Origin of the sequence: Lyngbya aestuarii BL J (assembly GCF_000478195.2) — a bacterium.
GTDB classification, from domain to species: Bacteria; Cyanobacteriota; Cyanobacteriia; order Cyanobacteriales; family Microcoleaceae; genus Capilliphycus; species Capilliphycus aestuarii.
The window spans coordinates 33,902-57,249 of sequence record NZ_AUZM01000031.1 but is presented as its reverse complement, the minus strand read 5'-3'; the positions used below and the strand labels follow the sequence as shown (position 1 = coordinate 57,249).

The following is a 23,348-nucleotide window of genomic DNA, read 5'->3' as shown; positions in this document are numbered from 1 at the left end:
GTCTACAGTATAACAGTCTACAGTGAAAAATCTCTTGTGCTGAAACGCTTTTCATCTATAAAATTAAGTCGGATAAAATTAGGGGTAATAGCCCTCATGGTCGCCGCCATTGTGGTGGGGGTGACTAAATTACAATTCACCTCCAGCTATTACCATCCTCCGTTGCCAGAAAATACAGCCCTAGCGACTTCTGTTTATCCTCAACCTGTTTTCATCGAAAATATACAGGTTCGTAAGAATGTTGTCAACCTCACGACTGAGGAAAAAACAGCCTTTGTTAATGCGCTTAAAACCCTAAAAAATACCTTTCCAGAAGGCAGTCAAATTAGTCTTTACGATCAATTTGTTTTGCAACACGTTTTAACGATGGGGTTTCGGAAAAAGTTGGGTGCAGAAGGTTTTGCTGAAGGCAACCCCGCCCACAGTCAACCCGCTTTTTTGCCTTGGCATCGTCAATTTTTGTGGGAATTTGAACAACAATTGCAAAAAATTGATCCGAGTGTGACAATTCCCTATTGGGACTGGACCGATCCGCAAGCATTAACGATTATTTTAGATGAGAATTTTCTCGGCCCAAATGGAACGGGAGAAACGGTAGAAATTCCGGGTTTTGGTCCCTTTACAGGCGGCCCTGTAACCTCGGGTTTTTTGGCTGATTGGACGCTGAATGAAAACATTCATTTTGACCCGATTAATATGACTTCATTAGGGTCAAAACTCATTCGGTTTGTAGGTTTACCGCCCTGCGAAAAATACCCGATTTCCAAAACAGAAGTTGAACAATTAATGAGTTTTGATAACTATGAAGTGTTCAATGCGATTATTGAAGGCGCGTTAGTTTTAAAAACCGGAAAATATGTTCCGGGTTGGGCATTACACGCCTACGCACATTCTATCATTGGCGGGAGTTTAGTGGATGAAATTCGCCCGAAAGATCGGGTTCCCCATCAAACTAAAATCCTCGGTACAATGGATAGCATTCCCAGTTCACCTTACGACCCAATTTTTTGGTTAAATCATGCCAATGTAGATCGATTATGGGCAGAATGGCAAGATAACGGACATACGGGCGAAAGCTTTTATCCGAGTGCAAAAATGCCTGCCGGACACAACCTTAACGATCCGATGTGGCCCTGGGATGGAGGATTATCAAAACCGGGAGATTATGGATTGGGAAATATTGGGTCTTTGCTGGTTAATTTTCAGGGAGAAAAAACCGTTACTCCCGCCGATGTTTTGAACTATAGAAAACTCGGCTACACCTACGATACCACAGTTTTAAATTCATTTCAACATGACAACAACACAAAACTTTAATACTTGGTTAACCTGTTGGCAACCGAACCCCGAAGCAAAATTACGCCTATTTTGTTTTCATTATGCCGGAGGAGGAGCGTTAATTTTTAGAAATTGGCCTTGTTATTTTTCTTCGAGTATTGAACTGTGTGCAGTTGAACTTCCGGGGCGAGGAAAACGCCTGCTCGAACCCGCATATACAAAAATGAAACCCCTCATTCAAGCCTTGAGTTTAGCCCTTCATTCTTACTTAGATAAACCCTTTGTTTTTTTTGGTCATAGTATGGGCGGATTGGTGAGTTTTGAGTTGGCGCGTCAACTGCGTCGAGAATACGATCTTACTCCCCAACACTTGTTTGTTTCGGGGTGTCGTGCGCCGCAAATTCCCGATCCCGACCCGCCCATTCATCAGTTATCAAACTCCGAGTTTATCGAAGAATTACGGCGTTACAATGGAACCCCAGAAGCGGTTTTAAACAATCAAGAATTAATGGATTTATTGTTACCCTGTTTGCGGGCAGATTTTGCAGTTTTAGAAACCTACAACTATCAGTCTGAACCTCCGTTAACTTGTGGAATTACAGCCTTTAGCGGTTCGGAAGATCAACAAGTGAGTCAAGCAGAGATGCTGGCTTGGGAATACCAAACAACGGCTGATTTTTGCTTACAAACTCTTCCGGGCGATCATTTCTTTATCCATTCCCATCAGTCGCTTTTACTTCAGCTACTCAGCCAAGACATGACCAATGTTTTAAGATCGTTAATTCGATTATCTTAAACCATTTTTCTATTAAGCTGACCAAGAGAGGGGACAGGCAAGATTGATCATTCATAATTCATAATTTATAATTTATAATTTATCACTCCTGACTGTTTTAAGCACTTCTCAACGCAACAATGGGGTCAAGTTTTGCCGCTTGTTTGGCAGGAAATACCCCAAAAAATAACCCAATTCCACCGGAAACACTCACCGCCAACCCAATCGCAACAGGTGAAATTCCTGCTTCTAAAGGCGTTAACATTCCAATAATAAATATACCACTCACTCCGACTGTTGTGCCGATTAATCCTCCCACAGCCGATAAAATTACAGCTTCGATAATAAACTGCATTAAAATATCCCGTTGAGAAGCACCAATCGCTTTTCGCAGTCCGATTTCTTGGGTTCGTTCGGTAACAGAAACTAGCATAATATTCATAATTCCAATTCCACCCACAAACAAAGAAATTGCTGCGGTTGCTGCCAGTAATAATGTCAACGCCCCGGTAATTTTACTGAGTCTGTCCATCAACTCTTTTTGACTCTGAACTGTAAAGTCATCTTCGTTTGTAATTTTATGTCGCAGTCGCAGTAAATTTTCTATCTGAAATTGAGCCGCAGGCATTTTAGATTGATCTTCTACAGAAACGGAAATAAATGTCACTTGAATTCCATAAGGCGAGGTTTTACCAACAATTCGATTTGCCATTGTTGTCACCGGAATAAAAGCATTCATATCTTGATTATTTCCTAGCGTTGAACCTTTAGGGCGCATTACCCCAACGACTTGTAAAGTAATATCTTTGAGTCGCACCGATTTTCCTAACGGGTCTTCATTCCCAAATAATTGTTCGGCAATTTCTGAACCCAAAGCGACAACTTGTTCATTTCTTTTCAAGTCTAAATCGCTAATAAATCGACCCCTAGCCACATCAAAACCGCGAACCGTTAAATACTCGGGAGTCGCCCCAACTAAAGCCGCAGAAGAATTTTTTCCCCGATAAGACATCAGTTCGCTTCCTGTTATCGAAGGCGCCACTTCTTTAACAGAGGGAACTTGTTCCGCTATGGCTGTCGCATCTTCTAAAACTAAAGTTTGAGGCGGATAAACCGGACGACTTTGAGCTTCAGGACTTCCGGGGAGAACAAACAACACATTCGGCCCAAAAGAATTGACCTGTTGACTGACAAATTCTTGGGCGCCTTCTCCCACTCCAATCATTCCAATAACAGAAGCATTTCCGATAATAATTCCGAGCATTGTTAAGCTACTTCGCATTTTATGAGCGACTAGAGTTTGGGTTGCCATTTTAACGTGTTCTAGGAAGTTCATTGGTAACGGATGGGTTGAGTTTGGGTGTTTTAGGTTGATACTTTTGGAAACGGATGGGTTGAGTTTGGGTGTTTTAGGTTGATACTTTTGGAATGGGTTGATTTGTATAAGTTTAAGGGAATAGATTCTGCTTTCATTACTTAATAATGTCTTCTAGGGTTTGATTTTCGGGCAATTCAACAAATACGCGATCGCCCGTATATACCCCTTTGAGAATTTGAATTTGATTTCCTAGCGTTGAACCAATTGTTACCGGGTGAAATTCCGGTTGGTTGTCTTCATCGGGCATTAAAACCCCCGTTTCTCCTTGATGGGTGACAATTGCCACCGTCGGAACAACGAGAGCATTTTTGAGTTTTTCTCCGATAAATTTGAGATCAACATTCATCCCGGACTGTAGTTTTTCTTTGCCTGAAATAATCTCAATGCGGGCTTGAAATAAGGTAACATCTTGTTCTTTTACCGCTTCTGGGGCGATGAGTTGAACTCGTCCTGCAAAGACTTGATCCGGGTAAGCATCGGCCACAATTTCGACCTTTTGATTGGGTTTAATTTGAGCAATATCCGCTTCGGGAATTTTAGCTAAAACTTCTAAATCTTTTGCCAACGCGACAATAGAAGTCGAAGTCGCAGAAGTGGCATCAGATGCCGAAGTTGCCGGGGTCACAAACGCCCCTTCTACGGCATAACGTTGGGCAATAATTCCCGCAAAAGGAGCGCGAATTTCTGTATCTTTTAACTGAGTTTGATAAAATTGTACAGAAGCTTCTGCTTCGGCGACTTCGGCTTGAGAACCTGCAATTTCTTCGGATCGAGTTCCATTTAATAATTCATTCAGTTGACTTTGGGCTTCGGCGACTTCGGCTTCAACTTGAGCTATTTCTTCGGGACGCGCCCCATTTTGCAATTGTTGTAAAGCCTGACGTTCTTGTTCAACGCTTGCTTGCAATTGTTCAATTTGAGTTTTTCGACTTTGTTGAAGTTGTTCTAAACGTCTTTTTGCTTCCTCCACAACGGCATTAAGTCGGCGTTCATTTTGTCGATATTCTTCGAGTTCATCTTGAGAAATTGCGCCCTGTTCCCCTAAATTTTCATAGCGACTAACCCGTTCATTGGCAAGTTCTAATTCGGCTGTATTGCCTTCAATTCTGGCTCTGGCTTGAGCAATTTCTTCTTCGAGACTTCCCGATTTCGCATCTGCTAATCTTGCTTCGGCTTCGTTTAATTTCGCTCTGGCTTGAGCAATTTCTTCGATCCGAGTTCCGGCTTTTAATTCAGCTAAACGGGCTTTTGTTTGATTTAATCTCGCTTGGGCTGCGGCAATTTCTTCGGGACGACTTCCGGTTTTTAGTTTTTCTAAGTTGGCTTTTGTTTGTGATAATTTCGCTTTTGCTTGCAATAATTGCGCCTCTATTTCGCCGCTTTCCATGCGGGCAATCAGTTGACCAACTTCCACGCGATCGCCCTGTTCAACGTATAATTGAGCTAGGCGTCCTTGTGTTTTTGGACTGAGATTAACTCGCCGCACAGGTTGAACAACACCACTGGCTGTAATTCGCACAGTGATTTCTTTGGCTTCCACAGGTACAGTTAGAATTTCAATATCATCAGTCTGAATCTGATGGCGTGATCGCCAACTATAAAGAACAATTAAAGTCACCAGGAGTCCAGCAATCAACATCAGTCCAAATAGCCAATAATTACGAAACTTGGATTGAACTTTGGGCTGAAATTTGGGGTTATCTTCCTGTTTATTTTCTGATTGTTCTATTTCTTGCTTAATCTTGGCTTTATTCGTCTCATTTGTATTTTTTTGATTGGCTTCTTGTTCAAGATTTAATCTTGATACAGATTCAAAACTGGGTTCGGGTTCAGGATTAAATTCCGGTTCTGCTTTTGATTCAATATTCGACATAATCCCTGAAATAAATTCAATCTGATCGACTCGCTTATCGGAACTTTTTTATTAGCCTAAATCCTCCGATTGAAATCAACAGTAATCCCCAGATATTTCCCGGTTCAGGAATGGGAGTTGGTGGTTGTTGTTCGGCTCTCCAAATCGCAAATAATGGATTACTAATATTATCTAAGTCTCTCGAATTAATCAATTCGATATAAATGATATTATCAGTCGGGGAATAAAACAAATTTGAGCGATGAGCCAAGGTCAAACCTCGATGACCATACCATTGTCTGAGCGGACTTTCTAACGCCCCAATTCCCATACCATAAGCATCATAATTATCAGAATTAATGGGTTGCTCAAAGGTCAACATTTGCTCTAAAGAATTCTCAGCCAATAGCTGTCCACTTAGCAAACCCGAAATAAATCGTGCCAGATCAATTGGGTTAGAAACCATTGCACCTGCCGCCCAAGCCCAAGATAAATTAGCCCCAGAAACATCATTAAAATTACCATCTCCATCAAAATCCCAATAGGCATTAACATATCCTCCCGGAATCTCTTCTTCTTCCGCAAAGAATGTATCGTTAAGTTCCAATGGTTCAAGGATTCTAGAACGAATTTCTGCCGCCATATTAGATTCGGTGACGGCTTCAATAATTAGCCCCAATAAAATCACATTTGTATTAGAATATTCCCAAGATTCACCCGGCGCAAAATAAGGGTTTTGATTGGTAATAAAAGTTAAAAGTTCTTCCGGTTGCCAGTCTTGCAAAAATACTCCTGGATTCGTTTGAGCTTGAAAAAACAACGGCAGAGTATAGTCTGCAATTCCACTGGTATGATTTAATAATTGACGAATTGTAATCTTTTCAAAATTGGGAATATTTGCTAATACTTCTACAGATAGCCTGTCGGTTATCGGGTCATCTAGTCCGATCTTTCCTTCTTCAACTAATTGTAATATAATTGTAGCAACAAAGGTTTTGGTAATACTACCAATTTCAAACCGATCTTCGAGGGTTAAGGGAGTTTCGGTTTGAAGATTAGAAACACCGCTGACTCCCACCCAAGTTCTTTCTGGATTGATAATTCCAAGAAAAGCGCCGGGAATGTCATCGCGGACTTGATCAAGAGTTATTTGTAATTGTTCTGCTGTGGCATCGCTGACTGTATTCTCAAGGCTGTTGCGATTGAGAACATCTAATAGAAACTGATTATTAATAAGACTCTCATCAAAAGAAGCTGCGTGAGCAGTTGCAGATAAGCCCAAAGAAGCGATTAAACTGGCAGAAGCAACAGTTGTATAGATTAACTTCACGATTTCTTCCTGTAAAATTAGTAAAACTAGGACAGCAATTCCAACTGTGTCCCCAACTCAGTTTGAGTTTGTGCTAACCAGAATATCATTAATCCGCTTGGTTGACAAAGAATGTCATTAAATTATAAGCTTTAGACTATTCTTCGATAGGGTGGCAACTGATGCTGATTATTCGTGGGTTGAGCAAGACCTACAACAACGGAATCCAAGCACTACAGAACGTTTCTCTAGAAATTGAACCCGGAATTTTTGGACTACTTGGGCCAAATGGGGCGGGAAAGTCCAGTTTGATGCGAACCCTGGCAACCCTTCAAGACGCGGATTCTGGGTCTGTTCAACTCGATGGTGTGGACTTGCTGAGTTCACCTCAAGTCGCCCGACAACTGTTAGGATATTTACCCCAGGATTTTGGCGTTTATCCCCATGTTTCTGCCGAGGAATTGTTGAATCAACTCGCTGTTTTTAAAGGATTTGTTAATCCTAAAGAACGTAAAGAAATAGTTTCCCAACAGTTACAACTGGTGAATCTTTACTCTCAGCGTCAACAGAAATTAGGAACGTTTTCCGGTGGAATGCGCCAACGATTTGGGATTGCCCAAGCCCTTTTAGGATCGCCTAAACTCATTATAGTCGATGAACCGACAGCCGGGTTAGATCCAACCGAACGAATTCGGTTTCAGAATTTATTAGCAGAAATTAGTCAAAATCGGGTGTTATTACTTTCAACGCATATTGTGGAAGATGTGGCTGAACTGTGTCCCCAGATGGCAATTCTAAATCAAGGGAAAATTGTCTGTTCTGGTAGTCCTAAACTTCTAACAAATGCACTTCAAGGAAAAGTTTGGAAAAAAGTTTTTGATGATTTTAAAGTCTCTAATTCATCGGATAATCAATCAAATAACTGGGGATTAATAACCTCTCGAATGTCACGAGGAGCGCGTTGTATTCGAGTGTTAAGCGATTCTCAACCGGATGCAGGTTTTCAGATGACAGAACCCGATCTAAATGACGTTTATTTTACTGCTTTATTAGATCAATCTCAAGCTGAACCCGTTACTGTCTAGTTAAATCTATGTCTCCTATCTTAAGTTTTGAATTTGTTTATCATCTCCGCCGCCCCACGTTTTGGTTGATTGCAATTTTGTTTTTTGGGATTGGATTAACAGATATTGTTTCTAAAGCAGAACAGGGAAATGCTTTTTTCTTTGTCAATAGCCCATCACAGATTTTTCAAACTACAATTTGGTATACCATTTTTGGAATTTTAGCCGCTTCAGCCTTTGTTGCAGAAACATTTGTGCGAGATTATCAGACTCGGATGGAGTCCTTAATTTTATCTACCCCAATTCGGAAATGGGATTACCTCGTTACTCGTTTTTTAGCTGCATTTACTGTAACACTCCTGGCTTTTTCTGGCTACTTATTGGGGATGATTTTGGGAACGCTAATGCCGGGACTGAATCCCTTTGCAGTGGGGCCATTACGTCTCGATGCTTACATTTTTAGCTATTTATTATTTGTTCTCCCCAACTTATTTTTAGTTTCGGCGATCGCATTTTCTCTAGCTTCAAAAACCCGCAGCCTTGCGATTACCTATGCCGGGGCAATTATTCTCGTAATGCTGTATCTTGCCTCCTTAATTATGGTCGGGGTTGATGTCATTAATTTTGAGCAATATCAACTCTGGGCAATGTTAGATCCGTTTGGTTTTTATGCCTTTGAAGAACAAACCTTAACCTGGACGATCTATCAACATAATACACTCATGCCGCCCTTGAGTCAAACCTTAGTTTGGAATCGATTAGTTTGGATTGGTATGGGTTTAATTCTGTTTGTTGGGGGCTATCATAGCTACTCAATGAAACTGATTAATTCTGGTCGTTCAAAATCCGTTAAGTCGGTTAAAAATCTAGAAAATTCTTCATCTTCTATCATTCAAACTACGAAACAGATTGACTTTTTTGCTCGTTCTCCAAAACCGCAGAAAAGGTTTGGCGTAAAAGAGATAATTCAGCAATGGTTTGAACGGAGTTTTTTTGAAATCAAATCAGTTTTACAAGGGAAAGCATTTTTACTCCTAACAGGCTTTGGTTTAATTAGCCTCATACTCTCAGCAATGGGAACCCGTACCTATAATTATTCAAATCCCAGTACGGATATTTTAATTCATTCTGCCAATATTTATTTAGAATATATTCTTTTCGCCATTATTATTATCTATTCAGCCGAACTGATGTGGCGCGATCGCAATTTTCGTCTACAATCTGTTTTAGATGCCACACCCATTTCAAATTCGGTTTTACTGTTATCAAAACTCACAACCCTATTTGTCATCATTACCCTTAATTTACTGTTAGCAATGGCGGTGATGGTGATGTACCAAATTTTTAGCAGATATACAAATTTTAACTTTCCGCTGTACTTTCAAATGCTCTTTGTCGAACATGGGCTGTACTTTTATTTAACTGCTATTTTAGCATTATTTACCCAAGTCATAACGCGACATAAATATGCGGGGATGGCATTAGCCTTAGCAATTTCCCTCTCTAAAATTCCCTTAGATGCTTTGGGTTGGTATCACAATCTTTATCGTTTTGCAGCCACAAACGACATTGATTATTCCCCGATGAACGGCTATGGTCATTTATTTACCGGACATCTCTGGTACACCCTTTACTGGGGAATTATTGGGGCGATTATGATTGTCATTGCTGTTATTTTTTGGCCGAGGGGAACGGTTGATAAAAAACAGTGGAAACGTTCATGGCAACAAGCTGGAAACCGAATAAAGCAGATATTAGCCGGATTAGTTGTTGTGTTTGCGGGGGTGGGAGGATGGATTTTTTACAACACAAATATATTGAATGAATATCAACCTCCAGGCAAAGAAGAAACCGCAGCAGAAATAGAAAAGCAATTCAAACAATATGAAAGTTTACCCATGCCAGTGGTAACGGAAACTAAACTCAATATTGAACTTTATCCAGATGAGCGTTATTTTGTGGCAAAGGGTGAATATACACTAGAAAATAAAACCCAAAAACCCATCAATGAAATCCACCTGATAACGTTTATTCACCTGAAGTTAGAAGACGTTAGTTATCCCGGTTTAAAACTGCGAGAAGCCCATCCAAAATGGGGATATTATATTTACGATCTCGAACAGCCCTTAATGCCGGGTGAACGTCAAACCATGCAATTTACAACTCTAACCCCGCATCCTCAAGGGTTTGAAAATCACGTTAATAGTGATGATATTTATATGATTTATCCCAACGATGTTGTTGGCAATGGAACCAACTTATATAGCCCTTTTATTTTGCCATTTGTGGGCTATACTAAAATGGTAGAACATAAAAAAGCATGGCTACGGGAGCAATTTAATTTACCGCCCCTCGACGAACGGATGCGAGATCATAACGATCCCATTGGACGCTCTCAAGGCTTGATGTTGACTCATTTAGGTTGGGGAAAAACAGAGATTATTATTGGAACTTCCACCGATCAAACTGCAATTACTGCGGGTCAATTAGTCAAGCAATGGCAATCAAATAATCGTAACTATTTTCAATATCAATCAACGACTCCCGACCCAGGTAAGTTTACCATTTATTCGGGTCGATATGCTACTTATCGGGATAATAATTATCGGGTTCCGATAGAAATTTACTATCATCCTCAGCACGAACAGAATGTAAAGTTAATTGCCGAACAGGTTGGAAAAGCTTTAGAATTCTATGAAAAAACATTCGGAAATTATCCGTTTGAGCAAGTCCGAGTTGTAGAATTTGTTTACTATGATGGTATGGTATTTTCAGAGGCGGGAGTGATTGGAATTCCCGAAGTTTTGGTTTGGAAAAGTGAGGCTGAGGGATTAGGAAAAGAAAATATTATTGATTGGGTGACTTATCTTTTAGCTTATTCTTGGTGGGAAGATCAAATTATTTCCGCCGATGTTGCTGGAGGAATGACCATTCGAGAAGCCCTCAGTTCCTATGCGAGTTCTCTCTATCAACGTTCTCGTCGAACCCCAAAACAACAGCATCTTTCCCGACAACAACTGATGCGGGATTTCTTTCGTCAGTTGGGTAAAATAGACTTCCAAGAACCGCCTTTAATTGATGTTTATAATGAGTTACCAATTGCCCGTTTAAAAGGGGGAATGGTGTTAGAACAGATTGAAAGTTTGATCGGACAAGATGCTTTACTCGCCGCAATCAAAGACTTTCTACAAACCTATCGTTACCAACCCGAACCTTACCCAACCATTCTAGATTTACAAGGTGCAATTCTCAAAAAAGCTTCTTCTAAACATCAAGAAATAATTCGGGATTTGTTTGCAAATGTTGTCACCTATCAAGTTGGACTATCCGATGCGGTTTATGAAAGCTTACCCGATGGGAAGTACAAAGTAACACTTCAAATTGAAGCCCAAAAGTTGTATACTAAAAATTTAGGACAGCAAGAATCTACAACCTTAGACTTTCCCTTAACCCTTTCGTTGCTGAATCAGGATAGAGAACCAATATTTTCAAAACAGTATCAAATCTCAACTCAACAAGCGACTGTGGAAATTATCTTAGATCAACTACCAATCTATGCAGCAGTCGATCCAAATTATATTCTACCTTCTGCATTTCTACAGGATAATATTAAGCGAATTCGTCCAAAATTCAAAGAGGAGATTTAAGCGAAAAAATGGATTTATAGCTTCTTCTTTTCGAGAGCCATTAGGTATTGGTTAAGTTACCGGATGATAAAACTTATTCAACGGTTATAGCGGTTATCGATCCGGTGAGATACGAACAATCCCCCTAAATCCCCCTTCAAAAGGGGGACTTTTCGAGTGGCAAATCCTCAATTTAAAAGGGGATCTGAGGGATGTTAATTAAACCAGAGAAATATCGGGCGTATACACGAACAAATCAGAGGTTAATTCATCAGAATCAACACCTTGAATAATTGCCAAAGTTTCCCCAGATTCGATAACGCTAATCGTCGCACCCAGATCACTATTGGTAATCGAAAGATCCTCAAACATGAGTTCACCTTCGACCAAACCAATCATGTCTTCAGTAACATCAAAATCGGTAATAGTATCGGTTCCATCCCCATTACCAAAGACAAACAAATCGCTACCACTACCCCCGGAGAAATCATCCCCCGTCAGCGTATCGTTACCCGTGACGCCCATAATAGTGTCATCCCCGTCATCGCCGAAGATTTCATCATCACCCGCATCACCGCTAAGGAGGTCATTACCGCCCTTACCGCCAATCCGGTCATTACCAGCGCCGCCCGAAATAACGTCATCACCGCCATTTGAACCGCCCGGAGAACGACGATTCGCATCGCCCCGCAGGACATCATCACCCGAGCCACCGAAGATGCTGTCATCGCCCAAACCGCCCGCAACGAGGTCATCACCGCCCAAAGCATCGATGCTGTTATTTTCGCTATCGCCTTCGAGAGTTTCGGCGTCATTGGTACCAACGATATCGGGTTCACCGCCACCATCAACCGGAAGCAACGTCGCATTCAGCAAATAAGGACCCGGTTCAAAAGCGCCGGGGAACGTCCAACCGCTACCACTTCCCGCAACATTCGGGTCATAGAAATTATTGCCCAAATTGCTAATTCCGGCGTAGTAAGTCCCCGTTTCCGGAGCGATAAACTCAATATAAGTATCGCCATTGGCTTGAAAGATTTCATCGGGCGCCGCCGCATTTTCAACAATAGCAACCTCATTCCCTTCGCTATCGAAAATCCGCAGTACAGAGTCCATCAACGAACCTTCGACCCCCGCATCACCCGAACCCCCCGCATCAACATCGAGGACCAAAGTTTGACCCGCTTCCAACTCAAAGCCGTACATATCCACATCTTCGGAACGATCGATCAGGTTGCGGGTTGCAGGAGTTGTACCAATTTCTCCAGCAAGGGTAACAGTCGAATTAACCCCTACTTCGATACTCTTAGCATTGGCGATGGTATCATTTAACTCGGTTTCATCGAATGACGTTTCATCATCGGTTACAGGTACAGAATCAGGGTTTTCAATACCATCTTGAGTCGGTTCCGAGGGAATTTCTTGATTCAATAACAGATTGAGGGTATATTCGCCGCTACTGCTTCCGGTACCGCTACCCGCCTCAAAGGGTTCGTAGGGATTATTCTCAAAGTCAAACTCACCGTTGGGGGAACTGCTGACCCCCACATAATAAGTTCCTTCCGTCTCAGCAGTAAATTCTAGATAAGAATCTCCCTGACTATCGGCTAACAATTCATTGGGTGCAAAATCATCGTTACTTTGGGCGAGTTGATTTCCGGACCCATCAAACAAACGTAATACCGAGTCGAGGGAAGACCCCAACAATTCCGCATCGATATCTAATACAACGCTATCCCCCGCTTCCAAGTCAAAGGAATACATATCCACATCTTCGGTTTGATCGACCAAACGATTACCAAAGGTAAAGGAAATAGCACTATCTAGGGAAACGGTATCATTATCAGCGCTGAGATTCGTGGCGATCGCTTCGGTAATTGTATCATTGGGTTCGGAGATTTCCAACGGCGACGGTGGCGCTTCCTCAGTTGTGTCTACAATGGTAAAATTAGCTTCCCCAACTTCCGGTGAAACTTGATAACCCTCCCCTTCTGCAACGGTAAAAACAGCCGTTTCCAAACCTTCCGATTCGTTATCCTCAGCCAGCGTTAAATTAACCGTAGCGGCTTGTTCTGTGATTGTTAGGTCAAAACCATCATCCCGAACTTCCGCAATTGTAGCGCCCTCTAGGTCGATGCTGTCGAGGTCAAATTCGTTTAAATTGGGAGCATCAACTGATACAGTTAATCCTTCTGCGGGTGGGGGAGAACTTAAGTTAAACGTGTGAACCGATACGGTATTTTCCGACTCAATTAAAACTTCAGGACTCGCCTCTAAACTAACTTGAGTCAGAGAATTAGCATCATCGGCGATCGTTAGGCTGGCTATATTAGCATTATCGGCGATCGCATAACCCGGAACTTCTTGTAAGCTAAAGGTAATCGACTCCAAACCCTCAACCACATCATCCGCAAAAGCTTGTAGTTCAATGCTGGCAGTTGGTTCGGTAATTTTGAAGTAGAAACCCCCCCCATTGCCATCCGGCGAAGGGAAACCGCCCCCGCTGACCACCGCATCAAACAGGTTAAACTCACCTAGTTTGCCCAGAATACCACTACTAACATAAACCACCAGTCCTTCTGGGGGAATCTCGCCGTCAACGGTAAAGTTCAAAGTACCAGGACTGCCACCTTCTATTAGAGTATCGCGATCGCTAACAAACTCAATCCCCACTTCCGGCGGGTTGGTTAGTTGTGGAACTTGGTCAAGGCTATCATAAACATTAACAATAGACTCGCGCCTTCCCGCCTCATACCCAACGCCATCTTCGACAAAGAAACTGACGCTTTGTGAACCTTCCGCCTCAAAGCCAACCCCAACAAAATTCATCACCGCATTAGGCCCATCAAGTCGCATTTGCAAGCCCGTTGCAGTTCCGTCACTATTGTAAATTGCCCCTAAAACCTCTCCGGGACCAAAAACAGTCGGGATGAAATTCGCCCCCTGAATAAACTCGGTGATATCATCGAGATTGCTATTAATATTAACGATTAATCCCTCTTCGGGAATCTCGCCGTCAACACTAACCGCTAAACTGAGAACGGGAACACCCTCGGTAGATTCTACGATATTGGGAGAAATCAGTTCCGACTCGTTAAACGTACCCCCCAAAGCGCTAACAGAAACAACCGGATTTTCGCGCCTGTTAACCGGATCTTCGCTATCATCAATTGTTAGGGTAAATTCACCCGCATTACTATCAACTTCGTACTGTTCCCCGTTGGCTAATACAAAAGGTAATTCTTCGACTCCTTCACCGGAACCATCATCAAATACAGATAGGGTAATAGAGGCAACAGGTTCGGTAATGGTCACAAAAAAACCGCCTGCATCATTATCAGACTCGGGGAAACCTGCTAACCCTTGAATGTCTTCTTCGGGATCAATACCATTCTCACCAAAAATATTAAACTCACTCAAGCTACCTGCATTACCATCAACAAAGACGGGAATTCCTTCAGAGGGAATTTCACCCTCAACATTAAAAGTAACAGTAAATTCATCCCCTTCAGCCAACTCGGTTTGATCCACCGACATTCCCACTGTTGGGCCGACTCCGGGAGTGACACCATCGGTTAGGGTAGCAACCGCTTCGCCCCCATCTTCTGCAATAGAATAACCAACTCCTTCAACAATTCTGAAGGTAAATTCTTCGTCGATTTCCTCAATAATGTCATCAAAAATCGGAAATTCAATGGTAGAATTGGGAACGGTAAATAGAAGGTCATAACCGCCAATATCCGGCCGTTCAGTTACGGGCGAAAAAGCGCCTGACGGTTCCATGATAAACCGAATATTATCATTAGTAATTCGTTGTTCCGGGTCAAAAAGTTTCAGAAAGTCTCCGCCAATAGAAACCACTAACCCTTCTTCTGGGAAGTCTCCCTCGATATCAAAACCAAAGGTAATTGTGGGGTTGCCATCGTTGTCTTCTTCTGAGACAATTTTGGGTGTTGCGGTTAGGCTGACAACGGGTTTAGAAGGTTCGGGTTCAGGTTCAGGAACAGTTTCGGCAAATGATACATTAAAGTCAAGGGAGTAGGTTGAGAGGTCTCCCGTTTGTTGCAGCCAGAACGTATAGTCGCCACTGGGTAAAGGAGAGTCAAACCCTATTGCACCCTGACCGTTTGCCAAATCATCTAAAATATCCGTACCGACATCAATTGCTCCAAAATGGCTATAACCGAGTAAATTACCGACATCGGTTTGACTGGTGGGTTCTGTAAAAATAGTACCCGTTTGTACCGCAGCAAAGGCAATATCATCGGTATCAGAAGTGTAGGATGCAACGTCAACCGAGTCGAGTTGTAACCCGGATGGAACGGTTAGGGTAACATATTCGACATCACCCGCCACCGAAGTTGCGGTTAAAGAATTAACGCCCTCCTCTAATTCAAGCATAGTGGGAGCATTGCGATCGCCAGAAATATCCCCATCGACGGCTTCATCGTAGAAACTTGTTACCGGAGCCGGAGTTGGTGTAGAATCTGCTGTATCTTCGAGGGTAATTTCAACAGAATTGGCGTCGGAATCTAGGGTGAATTCTTCGCTCGGTTCGACGGTAAAGGTAATAGTTTCGCTGCCTTCTTCTTCGTTATCAGTAAATACGGGTAAACTAATACTTGCGTTTTGTTCGGTTAGTCGTAAAGTAAAACCATCTGTATCATCGCTGACACTAACAATTTGCGCCCCGGAAAATTCAGTTGCAAATACATCAAATTCCCCGAGCGAGTTAATCATATCGCTGCTAAGAGTCACTAGCAAACCTTCTTCTGGGGGCGCTTCATCGAGGTTAAAATTGAGCGTTAATACGGTTTGTTCGGCTTCAATTAAAGTTGTGGGACTGGCTGTTAATGAAAGTGTTGTCATGATTTTTTAGTCTGAGTTTTTGCGAATTTACAGAGATTGCGCTATTTTTTGTCTGCTCGATGATCGAAGATTGATATCACAAATTTGGGAAACTTCGAGGGTTGTTGTCATCGAGATCAAAACCATAGATGATTTTTAGTCGTGACCGACCTGTACAAGCCTCAACCTTGCACCCCTGTTTCGTCCGATTATTGAAATCGGGAAATTATTCTGTAAAGTTCAATAGGATAACTTTAGCATTATTTAGATTAATTCTCAATAGTTTTTCTCGAAAAAAACACCTAATTTTAAGCAAGATTAATCTACCAAATTTCAATAATTTAAAATTTGAAAAACGAAAAAATATTAATACTTAATCTCGAAGTTTTAAAAATTTCAATACATCATTGAACCCCTTTGGGTAATCAAATGATTTTTGATTATTGATGTAGAGACATACCCGTTCGGTACATCTCTACTTTCACGATTAATTAACCGAATGTTACATCGGGCGTAATTGTGAACAATTCTGAGGTTAATTCATCGGAATCAACACCAGAGAGAATTGCCAACGTTTCTCCCGTTTCTATCACGCTAATCATCGCGCCCATATCACTATCGGCGATCGCAATATCCTCAAACATTAATTCACCTTCGACCAAACCGATCAAATCTTCGGTAACATCAAAATCGGTAATTGTATCGGTTCCATCCCCATTACCAAAGACAAACAAATCGGAACCACTTCCGCCAGAGAAATCATCGCCCGTGAGAGTATCATTTCCGGTAACGCCCATAATAGTGTCATTACCTGCATCACCCCAAATTTCATCGTCGCCAGCATCGCCACTGAGGAGGTCATTACCCGCTTTACCACCAATTTGATCATTGCCAGCGCCACCAGAAATAACATCATCACCGCCAACAGAACCGCCAGGAGAACGGCTATTTGCATCGCCCCGCAGGGTATCATCCCCATCGCCACCAAAGACGGTATCATCGCCCAAAAGTCCGGCTACCAAGTCGTCACCCGCCAAAGCATTAATTGATTCGTTAGTATCAGTTCCGACTAATTCATCAGCCCCATCGGTTCCGATTATGTCTGCAACATTAGCCGAATTTAAACTAACGTTGAGGTCGTATTCCCCAACATAAACGCCAATTTCTGGGAAAATCCAACCGCTACCGCTTCCCGCAACATCGGGGTCGTAATTATTGTTTCCTAACTGGCTGACCCCAACATAATAGGTTCCCGCTTCTTCTGCGGTAAATTCAAGGTAAGGGTCGCGGCTAAATTCTTCACCAGGCGCTGCTGCATTATTAACGCTGGCTAACTCGTTACCTAAGCCGTCAAACAACCGTAGTTCGGAGTCTAAGCGTAAGTCAACGCCTTCATACAGGGACAAGTTCAATGCACCAACGGCATCAACATCAATCTCGACCGTATCTCCAGCATTGAGTTCAAAGGAGTAGAAATCTACGTCTTCGCTGGGGTCATTGAACAGAGGGAAAAATCCCCCTAATCCAATACCTGGTTGTTCGGGTTCAGTGGAGAAAAGACCTCCCCGGATCGTAGCATTGGGGTTGGCTGAACTGAGATTAATATCGAGAGCCTGCTCGATGGTATCATTGGCATCAAGCTCTGCTGTAAGAGGAACTTGGTCTGGATTGTCAACCAGCGTCAGCGTTGCCTCGTTGGTGTCCGGATTAATTGTAGAATCCGTACTGTCTACTAAAGCAAAGGTTGCCGTTTCTGATCCTTCTGATTCGCCATCTGCGAGTACGGGTAATTCAACCGTAGCGGTGGCATCGGTAATATTGAGGGAGAAACCCGAATTGGTAATCTCGGTAATTTCGCCTCCCGTTGCGGTTAATGCCTCGACATCAAACTCCGAGAGGTTGGGCGCATCAACCGTCACAGTGATACCGTCTTCTGGGGGTTCTGCCGTGAGGTTAAAGGTGAGTACGCCTGTCGGATTTTCTGACTCGACCAAAGTTTCCCCATCGCTACTCAAGCTAACTTGAACTACGGAGTCTGGCGTGTCAGCAATGGTGTAAGCCACTTCACCCGCATCTGGGTCAACGGTGTAGTGGGCTGCATCTGCCAGGGAAAAGCTAAAGCCTTGCAGCCCTTCGTCAAAGGGATCTTCAAACGCGGGCAGGGTAATCGTTGCCTCTTGTTCGGTAATTTTGTACAGAAAACCCGTGAAAACTTCGGTGGGGGAGGGAAAAACGCCCCCGTCAATCTCGATATTAAAGATATCAAACTGTTGGAGAATACCAGGGCCACTGCCATCAACTTGTACTAAAACCCCTTCTTCGGGTGGCGGTTCGCTGAGGGTAAAGGTTAAGGTGGTGGCAGTTTGCTCGGACTCAATTAACTCCGTTTCGCTGATGGTCATTCCGAGTTCTGGAATCACCGACGGTTCGGGGGTTTCCCCAGGTTCGTAGTAAGTCGCCACAATTTCAGCCGCATCGGGAGCGACGGCATAATCTTCCCCAGGTTCGATAAACCAGGTGACATTTTCGGGTTCATCCACATCGGGTTCGATCAGATCGGCCCACCCCGGACTTTGAGTGCTAAGACCAATGAAGGTGTAGGGTTCAAAAATTCTTAACTCAAACCCCGTCTCCCGTCCCGTCTCATCGTAAATAAACTGTTCTAGCTGCGAACCAGGAGAAAAAGGTGGAGATTGAAAACTTCGGGCGGCAATGTATTGTCGCAGGTAGTTGTCGCTATTTACATCGACCACAATTCCTTCCTCTGGAATTTCCCCTTCGACACTAAAGGTAAGAATGAGGGCGGAATTGGTACTCGGCAGCCCTTCGCTGAGATAGGGGCTAACCAAGTCATCTGTGTCAATATCAAAAGTCCCAGTTGCATAGTTGAGAGAAACGACGGGTTCACCGGGTTCGGGTTCGTCATAACTGTTAGGATTCCCCCCACCAACACCATCGGTAGCAAATTGGGGCAATTCCAAGACAATTTCTGGATTCAAACTAATGGTCAGGTCATACTCTCCATGTCCGGGAAAGTCAAACTCAGGATAACCGTCGTTATCTCCGCTCCCCGGAACAAAAGGATCGTATTTCTCGGTTTCAATTCCGAACGTCTCCCGTCGGAATTCGTTATTGCCACCATTTTGACCGCTTATCCCAAAATAATACGTTCCATCTTCTGGCGCGAGGAACTCCACATAGCCGTCATAACTGGTAAACAGTTCTCCGGGGCCTTGACCGATCCAGCTTGATAATAACTCCTCTCCCTCCGAATCAAAGATTCGCAGACCAGCAAAAACACTGGTGACGGGATTTGGCTCAAATTCGGAAACGGCGGCGGGAGGTTCGCCCCGTTGGTTGGAATCGACATCAGCGGTAATAACATCCCCTGCTGACAACTCGAAGGAATAAAGATCGACATCCTCCGTCATATCAACGTAGGTAAACGTTCCGTCTTCATTGAGATAGCGATTACCAATATCAAACGCAATGGAGGTTGTTGCTGTAAAAGTGGGATTATCGGCACTCAGTCCGGTTTCAACCGCAAGGGGAATAATATCATCGCGCTGGTTAAGTGCGTCAGCAGGAATTTCCGATGCAGTATCAACTAAACTAAATTCACCACTGCTAAAGTCAGAATTGACCTCATATCCATCACCCGCTTCTAAGGTAAAGCTGGTTGTTTCTAACCCTTCGGTTTCTCCGTCTGCTGAAATAGGTAAGTCAACGAGAACGGTAAAATCTGTTAGGCGAATATCAAAGTCATCTTCGCGAACTGCAACAATTTCTCCGCCTTCTGAGACATTAATTGCTTCCAAATCAAATTCGCTTAAATTCGGCGCATTTACAGAAACAACTAACCCCTCAGAGGGTATTGTTCCCCCGGTAATATTAAATACATGAGCCGAAACTGTTCCTTCTGCTTCTACTAAGTAATCTGGCCCCGTATTTAAACTAACTAAAGGCAACCCTGACATTGGCGGTGAGGGCGGTGAGGGCGGTGAGGGGGTAAGTTGACTTTCCTCATCGGCAAATAATACCGTTGAAGTTGCCGCATCGGGGTTAATAGTATAATCCCCTAACGTTCCCACATCGCCCAAATCTTCGGGTTCAACTTCGCCCGTCGCCACCAAGGAAAAGTTAGCTTCGACCAGCCCATCGAAGGTTTCGGGTAAGAACGTATCGGGTTCAGAATTATCAAATACATTAATGGTAAAACTACCACTCGTCGCCCCCTCGTCAATGGTCAAATAAAAGCCCGAATTATCGAAACTCGTTCCCAACAAAGACGGATTAATATTTTCGGCAACGGGGTTAAAAGCAAACCCCGGTAAATCCAAACGACTGACAATCTGTTCGACATCGCTATCGACAAAAACTTTCAATCCGCCCTCGGGTGCGGGTTCATCTAGGTCAAAGTTAACGGTTAGCGAGGTATCTTGGTCTTCAATCAAAGCATTAAACTCGCCCTCAAACGTTGTAGAGGTCGAGAAGCTAACTTGCACCATAAATGTTGAATCTCCTGTGATCTTTTTTCGCCCATTGAGATGGGGAATCATTCGGTCAAATCGAATGGGATTACTTTAGCAGTATTAAGATTAATTCTCAATAGTTTTTATAAAAATTTATTTCCTTAATTTTTAGCAGAATAAACCGCCGAATTTGCCCCCTAAAAAATTCGGAAATCGTCGATATATTTAAGGATTTGACTCCGATTTAGTTAATAATTAATTCATTGTTTAATTCTCCAAAATCGGGCGACCAACTGATCAAGTATACTCGTAAATTCAGACCGCTACCCCCCAACGGGATGGGATAGTTATGGCGTTACGCGCAAGTCAAAAGTCAAAAGTCAAAAGTCAGAAGTAGACGAAAACAGGCTTTCAGCTTTTTTGAGAGCTTGGCAATTTTCGAGTCGATCGCAACCGAGATGTTTGCCTATCGCATACCACAACAATCGCTTCTCGCACGGCATCGCCTAAAAATCGAATAAAATTATTCATCGATATGACCTCTACGCGCATTAGATTTTGACATGATTGCCCAGAAGTGACGTTCTGGGTTTTTTGTGAACCGAATTCGGGAAAAATTCCCAATCGGTTTTCTGCACCCGCAATTTCCGGTGACAGTAGAGACGGCGGAAAAACCCCAATACCGTAGAGATTCCCCGAGCATCTTAACATTTAATGTCAGCTAATTGAACCTAGAGACGTTTATACCATCTTGACCCCGCATTTCAAAGGAGTTTTTGGAAAATCTTTGAATTTCGACGCCGATCTTCTCAATGGAGACCTTACTCCCGAGGAAGTCGCCTGAAGTCTCTAAGCCGATCTCTTGAGAAATTGTAGATCCACGGCGCACCCACGAAGCGTTCCAACCGAACTGAAAATTAAGAGGTTTTGACTCGGAGCCATTCCCCTCGTCTGTAGAAACCTGAAATGATCGATAATTCTATCCCGACTCCAGCCACTAATGAAATTTAATCTCAATTTAAAATTCTGAAATTGATGTCAACCCAACTCGAATCTTGAGGATAGACGGCTCTAAACTCCCGAAAAATGAGTAAGATTCGGTTACTTCATCGGGGAAAATGCGGAGGTTTTCGAGACTTTAATTAAAGGTGTGGTGAGTTAGGGAAAGTCAAATCAGAAAGTATAAGTTCTGAAAAAAAATAGCAATTTTATTCGCCCCAAAACCCTTTGAGAAGACCTCAAAGGGACGGGGTATTTTTTTGTGGGCGATCGGTTTGGGTTCAATCTTGAGCAAGATCAACCCCATTGTTCCGATACCATGTCAATCCGATGTGACCCGACTGGAATAAACCTGAAGTCTGTGCGACGAGTTGAAAAATTTTTTACCTTTAAAATGCCGATTTTCCAGGCGTTTTGCCCTTGATTAACCCAGTGCAATATCCGGCGCGGCGATGAATAATTCCTCCGCAATTTCTGGGGTTTCAATTCCCTCAAAAACGCCTAAAGTTTCCTCTGCGACCATCGCATTAATAGCCGCCTCTCCCTCAATTTCGATGGCTTCAATATCATCAAAGCCGAGTTCTCCTTCGAGCAAACCAATCACCTCTTCCGTCGGGTCAAAGTCGGTAACGGTATCGGTATCTCTTCCGCCCAAGAAATTATCCCCCGTGAGGAAATCACCGGCGGGTTCGGGTGCGGATTCATCAGTGGATTCAGAAACATTGAAAGCCAAAGTGTAGTCGCTGGAGATTCCGATTTGTTGGAGTGCAAACGTGTAGACTCCGCCGGGTAATGCGCCCTCGAAACCCATCGCCGCCCATCCCCGTGCAATGTTATCGAGGATATCTGTCCCCACCTGTCGGGGTTCGCCAAACAAAGCGTAGCCCAGGAGGTTTCCTCTCACCGCAGAATCATTCAGGGGTTCGGTAAAGGTATCGCCCTCTTGCACCCCGATAAAAGCAACATTGCTCTCGGAAAAGGATTCGAGTACCAATGTGTCAAGTTGAAAACCTTCAGGAATGGTGACGGTAACGTATTCTTGATCTCTATCACCTGTGGTTACCGATAGAGGGGTTATTCCTTCCGATAAGGGCAGTTCTAACGGGTTGGTGGGGTCGTCAGAAACATCACCACTCACCGCTTCATCATAGCCCGGATTGAGGGGAGGAGGGGAGACGGGTAGCTGACTTTCATTATCGGCAAATAACACCGTAGAAGAAGCCGCATCGGGGTCAACCGTGTAGTCGCCGAGATCGCCCGTAAACTCCGCATCTTCGGAAGTCACCCCATCGGTCGTGACCAGCGAAAACTCGGATTCGACCAAGCCATCGAGGATTTCTGGCAAAGCTCTGTCCGGTTCGAGGTTGTCGAGTACATTAATTGTAAAGCTTCCCGCCGTTGCCCCAACATCTACCGTTAGAAAAAAGCCGGAACTATCGGAGTTGGTATCAATTGAAGATGGATCGATATTTTCTGCGATCGGACGAAATTCAAACCCGGTTAAATCCAAGCGATTAACAATTTGTTCGACCTCGCTATCAACGTAAACTTTCAGTCCTCCCGCAGGTGCGGGTTCATCGAGGTCAAAACGAACCGTCAGCGCCGTCCGTTGATTTTCAACCAAAGCATTCGGATCGCCCTCAAAGGTTGTTGAGGTTGAGAAACTAACTTGTACCATATTTGAATTATTTTTACCCAGATTGAACCCTACTTACCCCCAGCATTTTAGAACCAATTCCCAACCGAA

At 43.3% G+C, this 23,348-nt stretch carries 11 protein-coding genes; 4 read left to right on the top strand and 7 right to left on the bottom strand.

Translation table 11 applies throughout. The annotated features are described in order from the left end of the window. Positions 1-36: 36 nt before the first annotated feature. Both M595_RS14460 and M595_RS14455 read left to right on the top strand, forming a co-directional pair. Complete coding sequence (locus tag M595_RS14460; RefSeq protein ID WP_203419084.1) at positions 37-1,317, top strand: tyrosinase family protein; 1,281 nt, start codon at positions 37-39, stop codon at positions 1,315-1,317. Then, positions 1,295-2,074, top strand: a complete 780-nt coding sequence (locus M595_RS14455) for a thioesterase II family protein (protein ID WP_023067049.1) — start codon at positions 1,295-1,297, stop codon at positions 2,072-2,074. The genes M595_RS14460 and M595_RS14455 overlap by 23 nt, the downstream gene beginning before the upstream one ends. Positions 2,075-2,171: 97 nt before the next feature. Here M595_RS14455 and M595_RS14450 read toward each other — a convergent pair whose 3' ends face one another. The 3 genes from M595_RS14450 to M595_RS14440 form a co-directional block, all read right to left on the bottom strand. Continuing rightward, positions 2,172-3,389: an ABC transporter permease gene (locus M595_RS14450; protein WP_023067019.1), complete on the bottom strand. Its 1,218-nt coding sequence runs from the start codon at positions 3,387-3,389 to the stop codon at positions 2,172-2,174. Between the two features lie 136 nt (positions 3,390-3,525). Next, positions 3,526-5,070 (bottom strand): efflux RND transporter periplasmic adaptor subunit, encoded by a 1,545-nt coding sequence (locus M595_RS14445; RefSeq protein ID WP_152983579.1) that lies wholly within the window; start codon positions 5,068-5,070, stop codon positions 3,526-3,528. 268 nt (positions 5,071-5,338) lie between these two features. After that, entirely contained in the window at positions 5,339-6,613 is a 1,275-nt protein-coding gene (locus tag M595_RS14440; RefSeq protein WP_023067023.1) for a serine hydrolase domain-containing protein, read from the bottom strand. 161 nt (positions 6,614-6,774) lie between these two features. Between M595_RS14440 and M595_RS14435 the strand changes: the two genes are divergently transcribed. Next, positions 6,775-7,677: an ABC transporter ATP-binding protein gene (locus M595_RS14435; protein WP_023067058.1), complete on the top strand. Its 903-nt coding sequence runs from the start codon at positions 6,775-6,777 to the stop codon at positions 7,675-7,677. 8 nt (positions 7,678-7,685) lie between these two features. Further along, a complete protein-coding gene (locus tag M595_RS14430; RefSeq protein WP_023067045.1) occupies positions 7,686-11,303 on the top strand; it encodes an ABC transporter permease/M1 family aminopeptidase in 3,618 nt (1,205 codons plus the stop codon). Between the two features lie 198 nt (positions 11,304-11,501). Here M595_RS14430 and M595_RS14425 read toward each other — a convergent pair whose 3' ends face one another. From M595_RS14425 to M595_RS14410, 4 genes are all read right to left on the bottom strand, one after another. Next, positions 11,502-16,151 (bottom strand): pre-peptidase C-terminal domain-containing protein, encoded by a 4,650-nt coding sequence (locus M595_RS14425; protein WP_023067026.1) that lies wholly within the window; start codon positions 16,149-16,151, stop codon positions 11,502-11,504. A gap of 470 nt (positions 16,152-16,621) precedes the next feature. After that, positions 16,622-20,638 carry a pre-peptidase C-terminal domain-containing protein gene (locus tag M595_RS14420; RefSeq protein WP_023067041.1) on the bottom strand — a complete coding sequence of 1,339 codons (4,017 nt, stop codon included), beginning with the start codon at positions 20,636-20,638 and terminating at the stop codon, positions 16,622-16,624. A gap of 375 nt (positions 20,639-21,013) precedes the next feature. Then, positions 21,014-21,313 (bottom strand): hypothetical protein, encoded by a 300-nt coding sequence (locus tag M595_RS14415; RefSeq protein WP_040484122.1) that lies wholly within the window; start codon positions 21,311-21,313, stop codon positions 21,014-21,016. A 712-nt stretch (positions 21,314-22,025) separates the two neighbouring features. Then, the gene (locus M595_RS14410) at positions 22,026-23,279 is read right to left on the bottom strand and encodes a hypothetical protein (protein WP_023067037.1); all 1,254 of its coding nucleotides are present in this window, start codon (positions 23,277-23,279) and stop codon (positions 22,026-22,028) included. Positions 23,280-23,348 lie beyond the last annotated feature (69 nt).

Excerpts from the sequence above, each read along its gene's own strand:
- M595_RS14430 (WP_023067045.1), top strand. The coding sequence starts at position 7,686 with ATGTCTCCTATCTTAAGTTTTGAATTTGTTTATCATCTCCGCCGCCCC.
- M595_RS14410 (WP_023067037.1), bottom strand. The coding sequence starts at position 23,279 with ATGGTACAAGTTAGTTTCTCAACCTCAACAACCTTTGAGGGCGATCCG.
- M595_RS14420 (WP_023067041.1), bottom strand. The coding sequence starts at position 20,638 with ATGGTGCAAGTTAGCTTCTCGACCTCTACAACGTTTGAGGGCGAGTTT.
- M595_RS14425 (WP_023067026.1), bottom strand. The coding sequence starts at position 16,151 with ATGACAACACTTTCATTAACAGCCAGTCCCACAACTTTAATTGAAGCC.
- M595_RS14455 (WP_023067049.1), top strand. The coding sequence starts at position 1,295 with ATGACAACAACACAAAACTTTAATACTTGGTTAACCTGTTGGCAACCG.
- M595_RS14445 (WP_152983579.1), bottom strand. The coding sequence starts at position 5,070 with ATGTTGATTGCTGGACTCCTGGTGACTTTAATTGTTCTTTATAGTTGG.
- M595_RS14435 (WP_023067058.1), top strand. The coding sequence starts at position 6,775 with ATGCTGATTATTCGTGGGTTGAGCAAGACCTACAACAACGGAATCCAA.
- M595_RS14415 (WP_040484122.1), bottom strand. The coding sequence starts at position 21,313 with ATGTTAAGATGCTCGGGGAATCTCTACGGTATTGGGGTTTTTCCGCCG.
- M595_RS14450 (WP_023067019.1), bottom strand. The coding sequence starts at position 3,389 with ATGAACTTCCTAGAACACGTTAAAATGGCAACCCAAACTCTAGTCGCT.